This window comes from Neisseria cinerea, assembly GCF_900475315.1.
Taxonomy (GTDB): Bacteria; Pseudomonadota; Gammaproteobacteria; order Burkholderiales; family Neisseriaceae; genus Neisseria; species Neisseria cinerea.
Genome location: NZ_LS483369.1, coordinates 1,061,526 through 1,082,555 on the forward strand (window position 1 = coordinate 1,061,526; position 21,030 = coordinate 1,082,555).

The following is a 21,030-nucleotide window of genomic DNA, read 5'->3' on the forward strand; positions in this document are numbered from 1 at the left end:
ACGCGATGGCTTCAGACGGCATTCAAAATCCCGCCACACCCTTCCGAAAACCGCCGATTCCATAGCTAGAAACAGGGATTTGCGGTAAGATACCGCCATTCGTTTTCCCTGCTTTTACCATTACAAGACATTTGAGAGATATTGAAAAAATTATGAAAACCTCCGAACTGCGCCAAAAATTCCTAAAATTTTTCGAAACCAAAGGCCACACCGTCGTCCATTCATCCTCGCTCGTGCCGCACGACGACCCGACCCTACTGTTTACCAACGCGGGCATGAACCAATTTAAAGACGTATTCTTAGGTTTCGACAAACGCCCGTACAGCCGTGCCACTACCGCGCAAAAATGCGTACGCGCAGGCGGCAAACACAACGACTTGGAAAACGTAGGCTACACCGCCCGTCACCACACCTTCTTTGAAATGATGGGAAACTTCTCCTTCGGCGACTACTTCAAACGCGACGCCATCCACTTCGCTTGGGAGTTCCTCACTTCCCCCGAATGGCTCAATATCCCCAAAGACAAACTCTTGGCGACCGTTTACGCAGAAGACGACGAAGCCTACAACATCTGGTTGAACGAAATCGGTATGCCGTCTGAACGCATCGTCCGCATCGGTGACAACAAAGGCGCGAAATACGCGTCCGACAACTTCTGGCAAATGGGCGACACCGGCCCTTGTGGCCCCTGCTCCGAAATTTTCTACGACCACGGCGAAGAAATCTGGGGCGGCATTCCCGGCAGCCCCGAAGAAGACGGCGACCGCTGGATCGAAATTTGGAACTGCGTGTTCATGCAGTTCAACCGCGACGAACAAGGCAATATGAATCCGCTGCCCAAGCCGTCCGTCGATACCGGCATGGGCTTGGAGCGCATGGCCGCCGTCATGCAGCATGTTCACAGCAACTACGAAATCGACTTGTTCCAAGACCTGCTCAAAGCCGTTGCCCGCGAAACCGGCGCACCTTTCAGCATGGGAGAACCCAGTCTGAAAGTCATCGCCGACCACATCCGCTCCTGCTCATTCCTGATTGCAGACGGCGTATTGCCTTCCAACGAAGGCCGCGGCTACGTATTGCGCCGCATTATCCGCCGCGCCGTGCGCCACGGTTACAAACTAGGTCAAAGCAAACCGTTCTTCCACAAACTCGTTGCCGATTTGGTCAAAGAGATGGGCGATGCCTACCCTGAATTGAAAGAAAAACAAGTTCAAATCGAAGAAGCGTTGAAAAACGAAGAAAGCCGTTTTGCCCAAACTTTGGAAACCGGTATGGCTTTGTTAGAAAACGCGCTGGCCAAAGGCGGCAAAACACTCGACGGCGAAATCATCTTCAAACTCTACGATACCTACGGTTTCCCATACGACTTGACTGCCGACATCTGCCGCGAACGCAATATCGAACTGGACGAAGCAGGCTTCGAGCGCGAAATGGAAGCCCAACGCGCACGCGCACGCGCCGCACAAAGCTTCAAAGCCAACGCCCAACTGCCTTATGACGGTCAAGACACCGAGTTTAAAGGTTATAGCGAACGCCAAACCGAATCCAAAGTCCTCGCCCTCTACAAAGACGGCGAGCAAGTCAACGAATTGAACGAAGGCGACGAAGGCGCCGTCGTTATCGATTTTACCCCGTTCTATGCAGAATCCGGCGGTCAAGTCGGCGACGTTGGCTATATCTTCGCAGGCGAAAACCGCTTTGAAGTACGCGATACCCAAAAAATCAAAGCGGCCGTATTCGGCCAATTCGGCGTACAAACTTCAGGCCGTCTGAAAGTCGGCGACAGCGTTACCGCCAAAGTGGATGACGAAATCCGCAATGCCAATATGCGCAACCACAGCGCGACCCACTTGATGCACAAAGCCCTGCGCGATGTATTGGGCGAGCACGTTGAACAAAAAGGCTCGTTGGTTACCGCCGAATCCACCCGTTTCGACATTTCCCATCCTCAAGCGGTAACTACCGAAGAAATCGCCGAAGTCGAACGCCGCGTCAACGAAGCCATTTTGGCCAACGTTGCCGTCAACGCAGCCATTATGAGCATGGAAGATGCCCAAAAAACCGGCGCCATGATGCTCTTCGGCGAAAAATACGGCGACGAAGTGCGCGTACTGCAAATGGGCGGTTTCTCTACCGAATTGTGCGGCGGTACACACGTTTCACGCACCGGCGACATCGGCCTCTTCAAAATCATCAGCGAAGGCGGTATTGCCGCAGGTGTGCGCCGTATCGAAGCCATCACCGGCCTGAACGCACTCAAATGGGCGCAAGAACAAGAGCGTTTGGTTAAAGACATCATCGCCGAAACCAAAGCCCAAACCGAAAAAGACGTACTGGCGAAAATCCAAGCAGGCGCAACACACGCCAAAGCATTGGAAAAAGAGTTGGCACGCGCCAAAGCAGAACTCGCTGTTCATGCGGGTGCCAAACTCTTGGACGATGCAAAAGACTTGGGTTCAGCCAAACTCGTTGCCGCACAAATTGAAGCCGATGCCGCAGCCCTACGCGAAATCGTAACCGACTTGACCGGCAAATCAGAACAAGCCATCGTATTGCTTGCCGCAGTCAACGACGGCAAAGTCTCCCTGTGCGCAGGCGTATCCAAACCGCTGACAAATAAAGTGAAAGCCGGCGACTTGGTCAAATTCGCAGCCGAACAAGTCGGCGGCAAAGGCGGCGGAAGACCGGATTTGGCACAGGCCGGCGGCAGCGATGTGGAGAAACTGCCCGCGATGATTGACAGCGTGAAAGACTGGGTCGGCGCGAAGCTGGCTTGATGTAAGAAAGGCAGCCTGAAAGTTTCAGGCTGCCTTTTGTGCAGAAAAATATAAAAATGTTGGGTCATGATCCAACCTTGCTATTAGATTTTTATAATTTTAAAAGTCAAGGAAACAAAAATGCCTTCTATAAAAGATGTATTTAAATGGGCACTACCATTAACCGAAAAAGAAAAAAAAGAAATTTGGGAAAATGCAGTATTAACAGTTGATACAAATGTTTTATTGGATTTATATCGTTACCATAAAGACACTAGAGAAAGTATTTTGAATAGTTTAAAGCTATTCAAGGGGAGGATTTGGCTCTCAGACCAAGCTGCCAATGAATTCTTTAAAAATAAGAATGAAGTAATTTACTCTGCAAAAGAACAATTTGAAGCTGCACAAACCTCTACAATCCAAAACATTAAGAATAAGATAGATAACATTGCCAGTGATATAAAGGGGAATCGAGCTATATCTAAGAAATTAATTGATGCGTTGGAGCTTGATAAATACAAAACTGATATTTTAGAGAAGCTTGATAAAGTTGAATGGGATGATGCATATATAAATAATACAGAATCAGATAATGTTCTTGAGAATATTTTAGAATTATTTGGAGATAATAATTGCTTAGGTGAGCCTTTTTCAGAATCTGATAAAAAAGAATTAATTGAACTGGCCAATAAAAGATTTGAAAATAAAATTCCTCCAGGATATGCGGATGCAGGAAAGGATGGAAAAGATAGAAAATATGGCGATTTCTTCTTATGGGAACAAATACTCAGGCATGGCAATGAAATTAAAAAACCCATTATTTTAGTTACCTCTGAACAAAAAGAAGATTGGTGGGAAAGACGTTCAGGCAAGACAATTGGTCTCCGGCTTGAGTTAAAAAAAGAAGCTCAAGATAGAGAATGTAAAATTCTTGTATTGCAAACGAAGAGTTTTCTTGCATTGGCGGAAAAATATAAAACAGATGATCAGGACATTGATAATAAAGATGCCATAGATGAGGTAAAACAATTAGATAAAGAAAAAATTAATCAAGAAACACACAAACAAAATAAATCTCTTCTACACTCAAAAATTCACACTGTAAAAGATGTACAACAAGAAATTGAATATATTGACGATAATAGTAACGTTGGATATTTGATTTGTACTATTAGCAGGCCAACTTCTCGTTTTACTGTAACAGGAAGATTTAATCCAAGATTTAAAATTGTTCCTAAAGTTTCAGTACGATTGATCGATAGTCCAAGTGGTGTATACAACGATCCACATGCCGCAACAGGTACAACCTACGATTTTAATATCCACTTACATGCAGAACGTGGCAATGCATTACCTGAAGGAGAGTATGTTTTTAAATATTTCGCATTTAATGACTCAATTAATTACTTTGATAGTTATGAAAAAATTGTAAACTGCCCTGAGTGTTTTTCTCCTTATTTAGTCGATGCCAATGTTTGCACAGAATGCGATTATCATGCCTTAAGAGAATGTCAAGCATGTGGTGCTGAAATTCTCCCGCAAGAATTAGATTGCGCCCCATTTTGTGGACATTGTGCTTACATGATAGAAAAGCTAAATGAAGAATGACACAAAGCAAGCCGTAGCCCGCACCCCTGTCAACCGCGTGCGTGGCTAGACCACACACTCTACCACTGCGGGCGACGCAAACCTTAAGATTGAGGTGTAGGGTGTGTGCGGTACGCCCGCACGCGGTTTTTGTTGTTACCAAATGATCCCAAACCATGCTGTAATTCAGTCGGCAGTAAACGCTGCTTGGGTCATGTACCAACAAAACTCAATATCAAAGGCCGTCTGAAAAATAATTTTCAGACGGCCTTTCTGTTTTCATTTAAAACTGATTAATCCTTAAATTTAATCTTTTTATTCAATCATCTAACAATCAATCTTTCTCAACCGTAAAAAACTGTTCTTCCTGTTTCAAAGCATTACCGTCTGCATCAGCAAGCCGTAGCCTGCATCCCCACTAACCGCGTGTGTGGCTACGCCACACACCCTACCACTGCGGGCGACGCAAACTTTAAGATTAAGGTGTAGGGTGTGTGCGGTACGCACGCACGCGGTTTTTGTTGCTACCGAATGATTCCAAACCATGCCGTAATCCAGTCAGCAGCAAACGTAGCTTGGGTCATAACCCAACGAAATCCTCATATCACCCGTAATCTCAAAGCTGTCTGAAAAATAATTTTCAGACGGCCTCTCTCTATCGAAAGCAGCCTGCACTTTCAAAAATTGAAGTGCAGGCTGCTTTTTGTGATGATTGGAAAAAACTCGTACTATTTTTATACTGTATATTGTTCAGGTACAAAGTAAAACGAATTACCCAAAGGAATCCTTATGTTTAAGACGCTCAAAAGCATTTGGCAGGAAATTACGCAAAAAGGCAAAATCTTCCTGTACCAAATGGCATTCACGCTGCTGATTCCTTTGCGTAACTGGGCGCTTTCGCCGCAACAAATCGCGCAACGGCTGCACTTTGTGCCGCACCCCCGAATTTGCTGCGGGGCGGGTTATTTCAGTTGCGTAGGGTGGGCTTCAGCCCACCGTTTCTTCATTTTCGGTTGTCGATTGGTGGGCTAAAGCCCGCCCTACGGTTACTGATTTGCCCCCTCATCCGAATCACGCCGCACCGCAAAAAACGCGCGCCCGATGCGGCAACCGCTTCCGACATCGGGCGCAATGAGACAAAACGGCAATATGCCGATACGGATACGTCATCCTCCGCCTGCCTGTTTTTTATATCATGCTCAATTTTATCTGTGCGTTACGGCGGCATGCCGTCTGAAGGGTGTTTATGTCTGCATCTAAGAAATTTCCGATTCCTTTGAGCTATTTCAGCATCGCGCTGGGCTTGTTTGCCTTGGGTCTGTCGTGGCGTTACGGCGCGTCTGTCGGGCTGCTGCCCGCCTTGGCCGCCGAATCGCTGCTTGCGGCGGCTTCGGTTGTCTGGCTCTTGCTGGTGGCGGCATACCTGATCAAAATATTTGCGTACCGAAACGATTTTTTGTCTGATTTTCGGGACTTGGTGCAATGCTGCTTCATCAGCGCGATTCCGATTACCGCCATGTTGGAGGGACTCGCGCTAAAGCCCTATCAGGCAGGCGCGGCGGCAATCCTGATTTATGCCGGCGTTGCCGGACAGTTGGCGTTTTCAATGTATCGGGCGGCCGGTCTGTGGCGCGGCCTGCATTCCTTGGAGGCGACAACGCCGATTATTTACCTGCCTACGGTGGCGACAAACTTTGTCAGCGCGTCATCTCTGGCGGCGTTGGGGCATCATGATTATGCGGCTTTGTTTTTCGGCGCGGGTATGTTTTCCTGGCTGAGCTTGGAAGCCTCCATCTTGGGCAGGCTGCGCACAGCTGCACCGGTCGGCACGGCGGCGCGCGGCGTGGTCGGCATCCAGCTTGCACCCGCCTTTGTCGGCTGCGGCGCGTATTTTGCCGTCGGCGGTAAAATCGACGGTTTTGCGTTGGCATTAATCGGCTACGGCTGCCTGCAGCTTTTGTTCTTGCTGCGCCTGACCCGCTGGTTTTGGGAAGGCGGTTTTACGATGAGCTTTTGGGGATTTTCATTCGGTTTCGCGGCAATGGCGGGATGCGGCCTGCATCTGGCGGCTTCCAGCGTATTGTCGGGCTTGGGGCTGACGCTTGCCGCCGCTGGATCGGCAGGCGTGGCGCTGCTGCTTGCCGGTACGCTGCACCGGATAGCGACAAGGCGTTTCTTGGTACGCGGCTGATGCGTTTGCCGCCTTGTCAAAAATGCCGTCTGAAACGCTGGGCTTCAGACGGCATTTTTTATTTCAAACCCTTACAGGTAGAATTTTTCGATGACTTTCAGGTTGTCGTCTAATTTGTACACCAGCGGCTGACCGGTCGGGATTTCCAAGCCCATGATGTCTTCGTCGGAAATGCCCTCGATGTGTTTTGCCAGCGCGCGCAGGGAGTTGCCGTGCGCCGCTACCAAGACGCGTTTGCCGCTCAAAATCGCGGGGGCGATTTGGTCTTCCCAAAACGGTAATACGCGCTCCAGCGTTACTTTCAGGTTTTCGCCGTCGGGTACGACATCGGCAGGCAGATGGGCATAGCGGCGGTCTTTGTGTGCGGAAAACTCATCGTCTTTGTCCAAAAGCGGTGGCAGGGTGTCGTAGCTGCGCCGCCAGATGCGGACTTGCTCGTCGCCGTATTTTTCGGCGGTTTGTTTTTTGTCCAAACCTTGCAGTTGGCCGTAGTGGCGTTCGTTCAGTCGCCATGTTTTGATTTGCGGTACGAACAGTTGGTCGGATTCTTCCAAAACGATGTTGCAGGTCTTAATCGCGCGGGTCAGGACGGATGTGAAGGCGATGTCGAACTCATAGCCGTTTTCTTTCAGTTTTTTACCGGCGGCGGCGGCCTCGGCAAGCCCCTGCTCGCTCAGCTTCACGTCGCGCCAGCCTGTAAACAGGTTTTTCGCGTTCCATTCGCTTTGTCCGTGGCGGATAAATACCAGTTCCATATCATCTCCAATGTGTGAAAGTGGGAAAGCCTTATTTATAACATATTTTCACATTTCCCGTATTTGATTCAGATTCAGACACGGCGCCCACTATGGTTTGCCGTTTTGATTTACAATAATGTCCTTTGCTTTACATTCCGCATACACAATGAATACGCAACCGCACGCTTCCCATACCGATTCCAATACGCTGATGCTCGGTCAATACGCCGAACGCGCCTATCTCGAATACGCCATGAGCGTGGTCAAAGGCCGCGCGCTGCCTGAAGTTTCAGACGGCCAAAAGCCTGTGCAGCGGCGTATTTTGTTTGCCATGCGCGATATGGGTTTGACGGCGGGAGCGAAGCCGGTGAAATCGGCGCGCGTGGTCGGCGAAATTTTGGGTAAATACCACCCGCACGGCGACAGTTCTGCCTATGAGGCAATGGTTCGCATGGCGCAGGATTTTACCTTGCGCTATCCCTTAATCGACGGCATCGGCAACTTCGGTTCGCGTGATGGCGACGGAGCGGCGGCGATGCGTTACACCGAAGCGCGGCTGACGCCGATTGCGGAATTGCTGTTGTCCGAAATCAATCAGGGTACGGTAGATTTTGTGCCGAACTACGACGGCGCGTTTGACGAGCCTGTACACCTGCCAGCCCGTCTGCCTATGGTGTTGCTCAACGGTGCGTCGGGCATTGCGGTGGGCATGGCGACCGAAATTCCGTCGCACAATTTGAACGAGGTCACGCAGGCGGCGATTGCGCTGTTGAAAAAGCCAACGCTGGAAACCGCCGACCTGATGCAATATATTCCCGCTCCCGATTTTGCCGGTGGTGGTCAAATCATCACGCCGGCGGACGAATTGCGCCGCATTTACGAAACCGGCAAGGGCAGCGTGCGCGTGCGTGCACGTTACGAAATCGAGAAGCTGGCGCGCGGACAATGGCGCGTGATTGTGACCGAGCTGCCGCCGAACGCCAATTCCGCCAAAATCCTTGCCGAAATCGAAGAACAGACCAACCCGAAACCGAAAGCGGGTAAAAAGCAGCTGAACCAAGACCAGCTCAATACCAAAAAGCTGATGCTGGATTTAATCGACCGCGTGCGCGACGAGTCCGACGGCGAACATCCTGTGCGCCTTGTATTTGAACCAAAATCTAGCCGCATCGATATGGATACTTTCATCAACACGCTGATGGCGCAAACTTCGCTGGAAGGCAATGTGTCCATGAACTTGGTGATGATGGGGCTGGACAATCGCCCCGCGCAGAAAAACCTGAAAACGATTTTGCAGGAATGGCTGGATTTCCGCGTCGTGACCGTCACACGTCGTCTGAAATTCCGTTTGAACCAAGTGGAAAAACGGTTGCACATTCTTGAAGGTCGTCTGAAAGTCTTTCTGCACATCGATGAAGTGATTAAAGTCATCCGCGAATCAGACGATCCTAAAACCGATTTGATGGCGGCGTTCGGGCTGACCGAAATGCAAGCCGAAGACATTTTGGAAATCCGCCTGCGCCAGTTGGCACGTTTGGAAGGGTTTAAACTCGAAAAAGAATTGAACGAGTTGCGCGAAGAACAAGGTCGTCTGAATATTCTTTTGGGCGACGAAAACGAAAAGCGCAAGCTGATTATCAAAGAGATGCAGGCGGACATGAAGCAGTTCGGCGACGCGCGCCGCACGCTGGTGGAAGAAGCCGGACGCGCCGTGTTGACGCAAACCACCGCCGACGAACCCATCACGCTGATTCTGTCGGAAAAAGGCTGGATACGCAGCCGCGCCGGACACAACCTCGATTTGAGCCAAACCGCGTTCAAAGAAGGCGACCGCCTCAAACAAACCCTCGAAGGCCGCACCGTTTTACCCGTCGTCATCCTCGATTCATTGGGCAGAACCTACACGCTTGATGCCGCCGAAATCCCCGGCGGACGTGGCGACGGCGTGCCGGTTTCATCCTTAATCGAGCTACAAAACGGAGCAAAACCCGTCGCCATGCTCACCGGACAGCCCGAACAGCACTACCTACTCTCAGGCAGCGGCGGCTACGGTTTCATCACTAAACTGGGCGATATGGTCGGACGCGTGAAAGCGGGCAAAGTGGTGATGACCGTAGACAGCGGCGAAACCGTCCTGCCGCCGATTGCGGTTTTTGCCTCTTCGCTGATCAATCCCGACTGCAAAATCATTGCCGCCACCAATCAAAACCGCGCCATCGCCTTCCCCATCGGCGAATTGAAAATCATGCCGAAAGGCAAAGGACTGCAAATCATCGGATTAAACGCCGGCGAATCGATGACGCATACCGGCGTTTCCTCCGAAACGGAAATCCTGATTGACAGCGAAGGCAAACGCGGCGCGGCACACAAAGACCGGATCCCCGTCTCCCTGCTTGAGGCAAAACGCGGCAAAAAAGGCAAACTATTACCCATATCAGGCATCCTGAAACAGCTTTCTTCCCCGAAATAAACCCGATTCCGCACATATTATGGTGATTTACAATACCCGCGAACTTGAGAAACTCAAAGACCGGATCCCCAATCTGATCAACATCGCCCGCATCGCCATCGCCTTCCCCCTGCTGATTATGCATATCTTCGGGTTGGAGGTCAGCGGACATGAAAACCTGCACACCACATGGACGACATGGGCGTTTTACTTGTGGCTCGCCATTGCCTGCTGGATGATTTTCTTTTCTATCCTCAATCCGCACTGGCAATGGCAGGCTTTGAGGATACCGAGTTTCAGCGCCGTGGCCGACATTACCTTAATCGGCATACTGACCTATCTGTTCGGCGGCATCGATTCGGGTTTCGGCATCCTGATTCTGCCCTTCGTGGTCAGCTCCTGCCTGCTCAGTTACGGGCATTATCCCCTGCTCTATGCCAGCTACGCATCCATCCTACTGATATTGAATGCCCTTGCAGACAGCAATATCAATATGTATCCGCTGATTCTGGATGCAAAAACCATCGCCCACACCTTTATCCTCGTAGCAGGCTCCTATTTCGTTGCCATGATTGCCTCGCTGTCGGTCAGATACATCGACCGTGCCGGCAAACTTGCCCATGAAAACCACGTTGCCTACCGCCGCATCAGGGGCTTGAACCAAATCGTGCTCAACCGCGTTCAGGAAGCGGTCGTCGTCATCAACGTCGAGCATCAGACCATACTGTTCAATAAAAAGGCAAAAGATCTGCTCCCCATGCTTGAAATCGGACAGCATACCTCCCTGTTCGACCCTGTCGCCGTCTTATGGGATAAAACATCCTCACGCACCTTCGAACGCCATATCGACACGCCCGAACTGACCGCCCGCGTCCGTGCCATACCGATGAACAAAGAGCAAAACAACCTGCTCGTTCTCTATATCCGCCCCCAAAACGAAATCCAGTCGGAAGCCCTGTCCGTCAAACTTGCCGCACTCGGACAACTAACCGCCAACCTCGCCCACGAAATCCGCAACCCCATGTCCGCCATCCGCCATGCGAACGACCTGTTGCGCGAAAATGCAGAGGAAGAAGAAACCGACCCGTTCAAGGTCAAACTTTGCGAAATCATCGACGGCAACGTCCGCCGTATCGACAAAATGCTCGAAGACATCTCCTCGCTCAACAAAGGCAACAAAACCGAGCGCGAAGCCATCGACCTGATGCAGTTTTGGATAGGCTTCAAGCAGGAATTCCTGCTCAACAATCCTGATGCCGTCGGCTGCATCCGCCTAGATATGCAGGGCAATCACCTGACCGCCTATTTCGATTCCGCCCACCTGAGGCAAATCATGTGGAACCTGTGCAACAACGCATGGCGGCACAGCAGCAAACGTAGCGGCTCGATTACCGTCGTTGCCCGTCCGGCACAAAAAAACACCATCAGCATCCTGTTTGCCGACGACGGCGGCGGCGTTCCGCCCGAAGTGCGGGAACACTTGTTCGAACCCTTTTACACCACGGCGAAAAACGGAACCGGACTGGGGCTGTATGTCGCCCGTGAACTGGCACATGCCAACTTCGGTGATTTGACCTACCTGCCGGAAGCCAAATGTTTCGAACTCACATTACCGGAAAAAAGCCATGACTGAACTGCAACACCCTGTCCTCGTCGTCGATGACGAAACCGATATTCTCGACCTGATGGAAATGACCCTGATGAAAATGGGGTTGCGCGTCCATACCGCATCCGGCGTTACCGAAGCCAAAAACAAGCTCGACAGCCAACGCTATTCGCTCGTCCTGACCGATATGCGTATGCCGGACGGCTCCGGGCTCGAAGTCGTCCAACACATCAACAGCTGCCTGCTCGATACGCCGGTTGCCGTCATCACCGCCTTCGGCAATGCCGATCAGGCACAGGAAGCCCTGCGTTGCGGCGCGTTCGACTACATCCAAAAGCCGATTACCCTCGCGCAGCTCCGCTCCCTCGTCAAGTCTGCCGTTTCCGTTTCCGAACACCAAAACAAAATCCCCGAACCGCCCGTTCCGTCGGAACCGCCCTCCCCATACCCCATGCCGTCTGAACTCCCCGAAACGGCACTTTCTGTTCCGACCGCACCGGCAGTACCGGCCGGCGTCCCTTATGCAGAACCCGATATGCCCCGTCTGCTCGGCAACTCTCCGCAGATGGTTGAAGTCCGCCACCTCATCCGCCGCCTGGCGCCCAGCGGCGTACCCGTCTATATTTCCGGCGAATCCGGTACAGGTAAGGAACAAGCGGCACGCACCATACACGAACTGTCCGACCGCGCGGGCAAACCCTTCGTCGCCGTCAACTGCGGTGCGATTCCCGAAAACCTCATGGAAAGCGAATTTTTCGGCTACCGCAAAGGCAGCTTTACCGGTGCCGACAAAGACCATGCCGGTTTCTTCCGCCATGCCGACGGCGGCACGCTCTTCCTCGACGAAGTGGCTGACCTGCCTCTTTCCATGCAGGTCAAACTCTTGCGCGCAATTCAAGAAAAAGCCGTGCGCCGTATCGGTGACGCGACCGAGCAGCCCGTCGATGTCCGCATCGTCTGCGCCACCCACAAAAACCTCGAAGCCCTTGTCGAAAGCGGCGCATTCCGCCAAGACCTGTATTACCGCCTCAATGTCGTCAGCCTCAATATGCCGTCCCTGCGTGAAATGCGCGAAGACTTGAAGCTGCTCATCCCCTACCTCCTGTACAAACACAGCCACAACAACCGGCCTTACACACTCTCCCCCGCCGCGCAACAGATGCTTCTGAATTACAGTTATCCGGGCAATTTCCGCGAACTCGAAAACATCCTCGAACGCGCCGTCGCCCTGTGCGTCGGACATACCGTGCAAATCGACGACCTGCAAATCCAAGATGTGCGCCACAAACCCGTCCGGACGGAAACCGCCGTCCCCGTTGCCGATATCTTGCCGTCTGAAACAGCCGCCGCACCGTCCCGCCTTCTCCCGTTCGACCCCGATACCATGCAGATACAGGACTATCTCGACAAAATCGAACGCGACATCATCGAACAAGTCCTCAAACAAACCGAAGGCAACCGCACGCAGGCCGCCAAACGCTTGGGCATCAGCTTCCGTTCCATGCGCTACCGTATGGAACGCCTCAACATCGGCTGACGGCAAAACAACAGCCCGCCAATCCGGACAAAACGCCGCATGAAGCGACATACGGCAAAGCGGGTACCGCCCCTTGCTTCCGAACAAACAAAACTGCCATGACCGACATCCTTATTGATAACACCGCCACCGAAACCGTCCGCGCCCTGATACGGGCATTCCCCCTCATGCCCGTTTCCCAACCGCCCGAACAAGGCAGTTACCTCCTTGCCGAACACGATACCGTCAGCCTCAGGCTTGTCGGGGAAAAAAGCAGCGTCATCGTCGACTTTGCCTCGGGAGCCGCACAATATCGGCGCACAAAAGGCGGAGGCGAACTCATCGCCAAAGCCGTCAACCATACCGCCAAACCCACCGTATGGGATGCAACCGCAGGATTGGGGCGCGACAGCTTCGTCCTCGCCTCGCTCGGACTGACCGTTACCGCCTTCGAGCAACATCCCGCCGTCGCCTGCCTGCTTTCAGACGGCATCCGCCGCGCCCTCCTCAATCCCGAAACGCAAGACACCGCCGCGCGCATCAACCTCCATTTCGGCAACGCCGCCGAACAAATGCCCGCACTTGTTCAAACACAAGGCAAACCCGACATCGTCTATCTCGACCCCATGTATCCCGAACGCCGCAAAAGTGCCGCCGTTAAAAAAGAAATGGCCTACTTCCACCGGCTCGTCGGCGAGGCGCAAGATGAGGCCGTCCTCCTCCATACCGCCCGACAGACTGCAAAAAAACGCGTCGTCGTCAAACGCCCCCGCCTCGGCGGATTGCTTGCTGGGCAAACCCCCGCCTACCAATACACAGGCAAAAGCACCCGCTTCGACGTTTACCTGCCCTACGAACCGGACAACGGATGACACCCCTTCAAGCCCCGATAAAAAATGCCGTCTGAAACCCTGCGTTTCAGACGGCATTTTGACAAGCGGCAAACCTATTTCGGCAATACCAAAAACTTAATCAATAACTCTTTGAACACAAAACCGAACACACCCAAGCCCAAAACCAAAAACAAAACGGCGATGCCAAATTTGCCCGCTTTAGACTCCTTGCCCAAATTCCAAACGATAAAACCTAAAAAAATAATCAAGCCGGTCAGGCAGATTTTCAACGCCCAATCGGCAAAAACCGCTTCATCCATATTTTTTCCTATTGTTGATGTGTATGCCATATGAGATAACGGTTTCAGACGGCATTTGCCGTGTTTCCCTGCCAATGCCGTCTGAAACACGCAATCAGCGTGCGAGTGCCTGTTTCAAATCATCGACGAGGTCGTCAACGTATTCCAAACCGACCGACAGGCGCACCAATCCGGGGCGGATACCGGCGGCGAGTTTTTCTTCGGGCTGCATCCTGCCGTGCGTGGTTGTCCACGGGTGGGTAATGGTCGAGCGCACGTCGCCGAGGTTGGCGGTGCGGGAAAAGAGTTCCACGCCATCCACAACTTTCCACGCCGCTTCTTGGTCGGCAACTTCAAAGCCGATGACGATGCCACCGCCGTTTTGCTGTTTGCGGATAAGCGCCGCCTGCGGATGGTCGGGCAATCCGGTGTAATACACGGCTTGAACCTGCGGCTGCGCTTGCAGCCATTGTGCGATTTTCAGGGCGTTGTCGAACTGTTTTTCCATACGCAGCGACAGGGTTTCCACGCCGCTCAACAACTGCCACGCATTAAACGGCGACATTGCCAGCCCGCAAGAGTTGCAATACATGGCAACCTGCGCCAACAACTCTTCCGAACCCGCCAACACGCCGCCCATCACGCGTCCGTGTCCGTCTATGGCTTTGGTCGCGGAGGAAACGGAAATATCCGCACCGTGTTTCAAAGGCTGCGAGCCGACGGGCGACAGCAGGCTGTTGTCTACCACCAAGAGTGCGCCGATGCCGTGCGCCAATTCCGCCAAGGCTTCCAAGTCGGCCACTTCTCCCAAGGGATTGGACGGCGTTTCCAAAAACAGCAGTTTGGTGTTGGCTTTGACGGCGGCTTTCCATTCGTTTATATCAGTCGGCGACACGTGGCTCACTTCGATACCGAATTTGGTAACGATGTTATTGATAAAGCCGACGGTCGTGCCGAACAGGCTGCGGCTGGAAATCACATGGTCGCCCGCCTGCAGGAAGGTGAAAAACGCCGCTTGAATCGCGGACATACCGGTCGAAGTGGCGACCGCGCGTTCTGCACCTTCCAAAGCGGCGATGCGTTTTTCAAAGGCCGCGATGGTCGGATTGGCAGTACGGGTATAAGTGAACCCTTTGATTTTTTTTGAAAACAAATCGGCAGCGTGTTGGGCGTTGTCCCACATGAAGCTGCTGGTCAGAAACAAGGCCTGATTGTGTTCGCGGTATTCGGTTTGTTCTTTGCCGCCGCGTATGGCGAGCGTCTGCGGGTGGAGTTTTTTGCTCATCGGTAATTCCTCGGTTTTGTCCGTTCGTCAACGGGGCGTGCGCCCGTTGTTTAATTTATTAATATTTTGCGCCTGTTCCATGAGGCTTTCAAGTCGGATGAGAATGCAAATGCCGTCTGAACACGGCTTTCAGACGGCATGACGGTCAGCGTTTGTATTTTAATTCGTACTTGATGTCGTTGAGGATTTTGCGGATATCGTGTTCCAACACGTCTTCAACTACCGCACCCGCCTGCTCGTGCAGCATTTGCTGGAGCTGATAAGTAAAGAGCGCCATCTGCTTCTGCACCGCCGTACGGATAATGCCGTTGACGGTATCAGTCAGATGTGGGCGCAGGCGTTTAATCAGCCGTTCGGTCAGCTCCTGTTCGGACAGGCAGAACACTTCGCGCCGGTTGACGGCTTTCGGATTCAGAATATTGAGACAGACGGGCATCAACGTTTCTTCCTCATCGTTTTCCCCGTTTTCCGAAACCGCCTGCTCATTCATGCCGGACTCTGCCTCGTCGGCGTTTTCCCCGCCCTCAATCTGTGGGGTTTCAAATTCGACACTGTCTTTTTTTGCATTGAACCAGATTTTCCGCTGCGATTCGATGTGTTTTTCCGAAACCGACATTTGCAGGGAAGCCTGTGCATTGAGCCAGTTTTCCTGAAGAATGACCATCGGGTCGGTTTCGACTTCTTCTCCGCAATCGGCAACGGCGCTGTTGTGTTCTTCCTGCCATTTCTTCAGATACGCCTTTAACACACGGTCTCGGTTTGCATCGTCCAATTTCGGTATGGGCTCTTCCTTTCCGACTTCAGAAGGTTTGGTCAACGGCGCATAGGCAGGCGCGGTATTCATACGGCGCGTCTGACGCAGGTTTTCCAGGCGTTTTTCCCAATTCGGCTCTTTATCCTGATTGTTTGTATCCATTTTTTCGGCTTCCGGTTCTTAATCTTTGCAGGCGGACAAACCCGCGCCCAAAGCGCAGTTTGATATAATGGCGCATTTTAACAGATTCATAAGGATCCATCATGAGCAGTATCGAACAGCGTTTGGAATATCTGGAAGAGGCAAACGATGTGCTGCGTATGCAGAACCACGTCCTGTCCACCGCCTTCAAAGCCCTGATCCGCGCCCTTCCCGCAGACACTGCCGAAGTCGCGGTCGAGTCGATTCAGCTTGCTTTTGAGGACACCTTGGCAGAATTGAGCTATGAGGACAGCCCGCATACGGATTTGTTCCACGACGTTACTTATGCGTTTTTCCGTGAAAAGGAACGTTAATTTTATGTTAAACTGACCTTTTAGGCTTTTTTATTACTGAAAGGAATATTAATGAATATGAAAAAATGGATTGCCGCCGCCATTGCCTGTTCCGCGCTCACGCTGTCTGCCTGCGGCGGTCAAAGCAAAGATGCCGCCTCACCTGCCGCAAACACCGGCAAAGTTTACCGCGTGGCTTCCAACGCCGAGTTTGCCCCTTTTGAATCTTTAGACTCGAAAGGCGATGTCGAAGGTTTCGATGTGGATTTGATGAATGCGATGGCCAAAGAAGGCAATTTTAAAATCGAATTCAAACACCAGCCTTGGGACAGCCTCTTTCCCGCTTTGAACAACGGTGATGCGGACGTCGTCATGTCGGGTGTTACCATTACAGACGACCGCAAACAGTCTATGGACTTCAGTGATCCGTATTTTGAAATCACCCAAGTCGTCCTGGTTCCGAAAGGTAAAAAAATATCTTCTTCCGACGATTTGAAAAACATGAACAAAGTCGGCGTGGTTACCGGCTACACGGGCGATTTCTCCGTATCCAAACTCTTGGGTAGTGACAATCCGAAAATCGCGCGCTTTGAAAACGTTCCCCTGATTATCAAAGAACTGGAAAACGGCGGCTTGGATTCCGTAGTCAGCGACAGCGCGGTCATTGCCAATTATGTGAAAAACAATCCGACCAAAGGAATGGACTTCGTCACCCTGCCCGACTTCACTACCGAACACTACGGTATCGCAGTACGCAAAGGCGACGGGGAAACCTTAAAAGTAATGAACGATGCGTTGAAAAAAGTACGTGAAAGCGGCGAATACGATAAAATCTACGCCAAATATTTTGCAAAAGAAGGCGAACAGGCCGCAAAATAACCCCCGCTAAACAAAATGCCGTCTGAAACGGTTTCAGACGGCATTTCTCATAAGAAACAGAGATTGCACCCATTTCAAATAAAACCGCATATACCATCCTCTGAATAAGGTTCATTCATATCTTTCCCAACCATGCCGTCTGAAAACACGAAATAAGATATACGGGCAACTTTGCTCATCCGCCAAACTATTGTAGACTACGCCCAATAGCTTGGAAGTTCCCGTAAAATAACGCCGCCGGTACTGAAAATCAAATTTAGGGCAAGCCCGTAATAAAACCTGCCTTCTGCTGTTTCGCCATGCCGGCAAAGTTTAAGCCGTGAATTACAGGCTCGAAACCGGCATCGCGGCAGGTCATTAAAATCAGAATATTATCATTTTTACATTGCCTTACCATATAACTACCGGCATGATTACATTTCAAATGAACAATCCACGCCATACGTTTTAAAACAACAGCCAAACCACCTGCTACTATAACCTTGAAAAGGAACACAATCATGACCGTCATCAAGCAAGAAGACTTTATCCAAAGTATCTGCGATGCCTTCCAATTCATCAGCTATTACCATCCGAAAGACTATATCGACGCGCTTTATAAGGCGTGGCAGAAGGAAGAAAATCCTGCCGCCAAAGACGCGATGACGCAGATTTTGGTCAACAGCCGCATGTGTGCGGAAAACAACCGCCCCATTTGCCAAGATACCGGTATCGCAACCGTTTTCCTCAAAGTCGGCATGAACGTCCAATGGGATGCGGACATGAGCGTGGAAGAGATGGTTAACGAAGGCGTGCGCCGCGCCTACACTTGGGAAGGTAATACGCTGCGTGCGTCCGTTCTCGCCGACCCCGCCGGCAAACGTCAAAACACCAAAGACAACACACCCGCCGTCATCCACATGAGCATCGTGCCGGGCGATAAAGTCGAAGTAACCTGCGCGGCAAAAGGCGGCGGCTCTGAAAACAAATCCAAACTCGCCATGCTCAATCCTTCCGACAACATCGTCGATTGGGTGCTGAAAACTATCCCGACCATGGGCGCGGGCTGGTGTCCTCCCGGCATCTTGGGCATCGGCATCGGCGGTACGCCCGAAAAAGCCGTACTGATGGCGAAAGAATCTCTGATGAGCCACATCGACATTCAAGAGTTGCAGGAAAAAGCCGCGTCCGGCGCAGAATTGTCCACCACCGAAGCCCTGCGCCTCGAACTCTTTGAAAAAGTCAACGCGCTGGGCATCGGTGCACAAGGTTTGGGCGGACTGACCACCGTGTTGGACGTCAAAATCCTCGATTACCCGACCCATGCCGCTTCTAAGCCGATCGCCATGATTCCGAACTGCGCCGCCACCCGCCACGTCGAGTTTGAATTGGACGGCTCAGGTCCGGTCGAACTGACCCCGCCGCGCGTTGAAGACTGGCCCGATTTGACTTACAGCCCCGACAACGGCAAACGCATCGATGTCGACAAGCTGACCAAAGAAGAAGTCTCCAACTGGAAAACCGGCGACGTATTGCTGTTGAACGGTAAAATCCTTACCGGCCGCGATGCCGCACACAAACGCCTCGTCGATATGCTCGACAAAGGCGAAGAATTGCCCGTCGATTTCACCAACCGCCTGATTTACTACGTCGGCCCCGTCGATCCGGTCGGCGATGAAGTCGTCGGCCCCGCAGGTCCGACCACAGCCACCCGCATGGACAAATTCACCCGCCAAATGCTCGAACAAACCGGCCTCTTGGGCATGATCGGCAAATCCGAGCGCGGCGCGGCCACCTGCGAAGCCATCGCCGACAACAAAGCCGTGTACCTTATGGCAGTCGGCGGCGCGGCGTATCTCGTGGCAAAAGCCATCAAATCTTCCAAAGTATTGGCGTTCCCCGAATTGGGCATGGAAGCAGTTTACGAGTTTGAAGTCAAAGACATGCCCGTAACCGTCGCTGTGGACAGCAAAGGCGAATCCATCCACGCCACCGCACCGCGCAAATGGCAGGCAAAAATCGGCATCATCCCCGTCGAGTCCTGATTGAAACAACCATAATCCATGCCGTCTGAACACAAACCCGTGTTCAGACGGCATTTCTAGCATTATTTGGTATACAATCACATTCCCACATTCCCAACACCATATCACCGTGAAAATCCTTATCCTAGGCAGCGGTCAGGTTGGTTCGACCATTGCACAAAACCTTGCCGCCACTCCCAGCAACGACGTTACCGTCATCGATATTGATGAAAAAGCCCTGCAGAAAATCAACGGCCGGCTTGATGTCCAAACCGTCGTCGGCAACGGAGCATCCCCCCTTACCCTCGAACGTGCCGGAGCGGCGGATGCCGACCTGCTGCTTGCACTGACACGGAATGACGAGACTAATATCGTTGCCTGCAAAGTTGCCGCCGACCTGTTCAATATCCCAGGTCGTATTGCCCGTGTCCGCTCCAGCGAATATATTGAATACAGCAATCCGAAAATCGAAGAAAACGAAAACGGCAGCCTCTCCATATTCGGCATTACGGAAACCATCAGCCCTGAACAACTCGTTACCGAACAGCTCGCCGGCCTTTTAAATTACACCAGCGCATTACAGGTTCTCAATTTTGCCGACGACAAAGTCCGCATGGTCATCGTGCAGGCACGTCAGGGCGGGCTGCTCGTCAACCGCGAAATTGCCGACATCACACAACACCTGCCCGAAAACGCCGACTGTCAAATCTGCGCCATCTACCGCAACAACCGACTTATCGTCCCCATGCCGCAAACCGTCATTATCGAAGGAGACGAAATCCTGTTTGCCGCAGCAACCGACAGCGTCAACACCATCATGCGCGAACTTCGCCCCAAAGAAGCCCGTACCCGCCGCATTATGATTGCCGGCGGCGGCAATATCGGTTACCGCCTAGCCAAACAGCTTGAATCCAAGTACGACATCAAGATTATCGAATATAACCCCCGGCGCGCCGAATGGATAGCCGAAAACCTCGACAACACATTAGTCCTGCAAGGATCAGCAACCGATGAAACCCTGCTTGACGACGAATATATCGACGAAATAGACGTCTTCTGCGCCCTCACCAACGATGATGAAAACAACATCATGTCCAGCCTCTTGGCAAAAAACCTCGGTGCAAAACGCGTCGTTACCATCGTCAACCGCTCAAGCTATGTCAACCTGCTTGAGGGCAATAAAATCGATATCGTCGTCTCACCCCACCTCATCACCATCGGTTCGATACTCGCCCATATACGCCGGGGCGACATTGTTGCCGTCCACCCCCTGAGACGCGGTACGGCTGAAGCAATCGAAGCCGTCGTTCACGGCGATACTTCCACCTCTGCCATTGTCGGCAGAAGGATTACCGATATCAAATGGCCGAGCGGCTGCCATATCGCCGCCATCGTCCGCGCCGAAACCGGCGAAGTCGTTATGGGGCATCACACCGAGACCTGCATTCAAGACGGAGACCACATCATCTTCTTTGTTTCTCGCCGGCGCGTATTGAAGGAACTTGAAAAGCTCATCCAGGTCAAAATGGGTTTTTTTGGCTAATCCCGCAATCAAAATAAATGATTTGGAATATCATAAAGTTATTAAAATTCATATTGCTTCCGACGCATTTCCGCGCGGAAGCGATTGACAACGCTGCC

Annotated in this window: 18 protein-coding genes; 12 read left to right on the top strand and 6 right to left on the bottom strand. The window is 51.9% G+C overall.

What is annotated here, in order from left to right; translation table 11 throughout:
• The first annotated feature begins 152 nt into the window (after positions 1–152).
• Together alaS and DQM57_RS05630 are read left to right on the top strand one after the other, a co-directional pair.
• Complete coding sequence (gene alaS, locus DQM57_RS05625; protein WP_111727225.1) at positions 153–2,777, top strand: alanine--tRNA ligase; 2,625 nt, start codon at positions 153–155, stop codon at positions 2,775–2,777.
• Between the two features lie 120 nt (positions 2,778–2,897).
• The gene (locus DQM57_RS05630; RefSeq protein WP_111727226.1) at positions 2,898–4,364 is read left to right on the top strand and encodes a PIN-like domain-containing protein; all 1,467 of its coding nucleotides are present in this window, start codon (positions 2,898–2,900) and stop codon (positions 4,362–4,364) included.
• Between the two features lie 351 nt (positions 4,365–4,715).
• Here DQM57_RS05630 and DQM57_RS09655 read toward each other — a convergent pair whose 3' ends face one another.
• Positions 4,716–4,889 carry a hypothetical protein gene (locus DQM57_RS09655; protein WP_167395545.1) on the bottom strand — a complete coding sequence of 58 codons (174 nt, stop codon included), beginning with the start codon at positions 4,887–4,889 and terminating at the stop codon, positions 4,716–4,718.
• 243 nt (positions 4,890–5,132) lie between these two features.
• On the opposite strand from DQM57_RS09655, the gene DQM57_RS05640 reads away from it, so the two are divergent.
• Both DQM57_RS05640 and tehA read left to right on the top strand, forming a co-directional pair.
• Positions 5,133–5,375, top strand: a complete 243-nt coding sequence (locus tag DQM57_RS05640; RefSeq protein ID WP_111727228.1) for a hypothetical protein — start codon at positions 5,133–5,135, stop codon at positions 5,373–5,375.
• A 214-nt stretch (positions 5,376–5,589) separates the two neighbouring features.
• The gene (gene tehA / locus DQM57_RS05645) at positions 5,590–6,534 is read left to right on the top strand and encodes a dicarboxylate transporter/tellurite-resistance protein TehA (RefSeq protein WP_111727229.1); all 945 of its coding nucleotides are present in this window, start codon (positions 5,590–5,592) and stop codon (positions 6,532–6,534) included.
• 71 nt (positions 6,535–6,605) lie between these two features.
• Here the strand turns inward: tehA and DQM57_RS05650 are convergent, their stop codons facing one another.
• Positions 6,606–7,289 carry a 2,3-diphosphoglycerate-dependent phosphoglycerate mutase gene (locus DQM57_RS05650; RefSeq protein WP_002235076.1) on the bottom strand — a complete coding sequence of 228 codons (684 nt, stop codon included), beginning with the start codon at positions 7,287–7,289 and terminating at the stop codon, positions 6,606–6,608.
• A 148-nt stretch (positions 7,290–7,437) separates the two neighbouring features.
• Between DQM57_RS05650 and parC the strand changes: the two genes are divergently transcribed.
• From parC to DQM57_RS05670, 4 genes are all read left to right on the top strand, one after another.
• The gene (gene parC / locus DQM57_RS05655; protein WP_111727230.1) at positions 7,438–9,741 is read left to right on the top strand and encodes a DNA topoisomerase IV subunit A; all 2,304 of its coding nucleotides are present in this window, start codon (positions 7,438–7,440) and stop codon (positions 9,739–9,741) included.
• 19 nt (positions 9,742–9,760) lie between these two features.
• Positions 9,761–11,353 carry a sensor histidine kinase gene (locus DQM57_RS05660; RefSeq protein WP_111727231.1) on the top strand — a complete coding sequence of 531 codons (1,593 nt, stop codon included), beginning with the start codon at positions 9,761–9,763 and terminating at the stop codon, positions 11,351–11,353.
• Positions 11,346–12,863: a sigma-54-dependent transcriptional regulator gene (locus DQM57_RS05665; RefSeq protein ID WP_111727232.1), complete on the top strand. Its 1,518-nt coding sequence runs from the start codon at positions 11,346–11,348 to the stop codon at positions 12,861–12,863. The genes DQM57_RS05660 and DQM57_RS05665 overlap by 8 nt, the downstream gene beginning before the upstream one ends.
• A 98-nt stretch (positions 12,864–12,961) precedes the next feature.
• On the top strand, positions 12,962–13,714 hold the full coding sequence (locus tag DQM57_RS05670) for a class I SAM-dependent methyltransferase (RefSeq protein WP_111727233.1): 753 nt from the start codon (positions 12,962–12,964) through the stop codon (positions 13,712–13,714).
• A 74-nt stretch (positions 13,715–13,788) separates the two neighbouring features.
• On the opposite strand, the gene DQM57_RS05675 is transcribed toward DQM57_RS05670, so the two are convergent.
• The 3 genes from DQM57_RS05675 to DQM57_RS09660 all read right to left on the bottom strand — a co-directional run bounded on the left by DQM57_RS05675 (position 13,789) and on the right by DQM57_RS09660 (position 16,175).
• On the bottom strand, positions 13,789–13,995 hold the full coding sequence (locus DQM57_RS05675) for a DUF2788 domain-containing protein (protein WP_003689742.1): 207 nt from the start codon (positions 13,993–13,995) through the stop codon (positions 13,789–13,791).
• 94 nt (positions 13,996–14,089) lie between these two features.
• A complete protein-coding gene (metZ, locus tag DQM57_RS05680) occupies positions 14,090–15,259 on the bottom strand; it encodes an O-succinylhomoserine sulfhydrylase (RefSeq protein ID WP_111727234.1) in 1,170 nt (389 codons plus the stop codon).
• Between the two features lie 145 nt (positions 15,260–15,404).
• Entirely contained in the window at positions 15,405–16,175 is a 771-nt protein-coding gene (locus DQM57_RS09660) for a hypothetical protein (protein WP_167395546.1), read from the bottom strand.
• Between the two features lie 101 nt (positions 16,176–16,276).
• On the opposite strand from DQM57_RS09660, the gene DQM57_RS05690 reads away from it, so the two are divergent.
• Complete coding sequence (locus tag DQM57_RS05690) at positions 16,277–16,528, top strand: NGO1151 family protein (RefSeq protein ID WP_111727236.1); 252 nt, start codon at positions 16,277–16,279, stop codon at positions 16,526–16,528.
• A 51-nt stretch (positions 16,529–16,579) separates the two neighbouring features.
• On the top strand, positions 16,580–17,386 hold the full coding sequence (locus DQM57_RS05695) for a basic amino acid ABC transporter substrate-binding protein (RefSeq protein WP_003678051.1): 807 nt from the start codon (positions 16,580–16,582) through the stop codon (positions 17,384–17,386).
• Between the two features lie 256 nt (positions 17,387–17,642).
• Here DQM57_RS05695 and DQM57_RS05700 read toward each other — a convergent pair whose 3' ends face one another.
• Complete coding sequence (locus DQM57_RS05700) at positions 17,643–17,897, bottom strand: glutathione peroxidase (RefSeq protein ID WP_111727237.1); 255 nt, start codon at positions 17,895–17,897, stop codon at positions 17,643–17,645.
• Between DQM57_RS05700 and DQM57_RS05705 the strand changes: the two genes are divergently transcribed.
• Both DQM57_RS05705 and trkA read left to right on the top strand, forming a co-directional pair.
• Positions 17,887–19,410 carry a fumarate hydratase gene (locus DQM57_RS05705; protein ID WP_111727238.1) on the top strand — a complete coding sequence of 508 codons (1,524 nt, stop codon included), beginning with the start codon at positions 17,887–17,889 and terminating at the stop codon, positions 19,408–19,410. The genes DQM57_RS05700 and DQM57_RS05705 overlap by 11 nt on opposite strands.
• Positions 19,411–19,519: 109 nt before the next feature.
• Positions 19,520–20,932: a Trk system potassium transporter TrkA gene (trkA, locus tag DQM57_RS05710; protein WP_003678057.1), complete on the top strand. Its 1,413-nt coding sequence runs from the start codon at positions 19,520–19,522 to the stop codon at positions 20,930–20,932.
• Positions 20,933–21,030 lie beyond the last annotated feature (98 nt).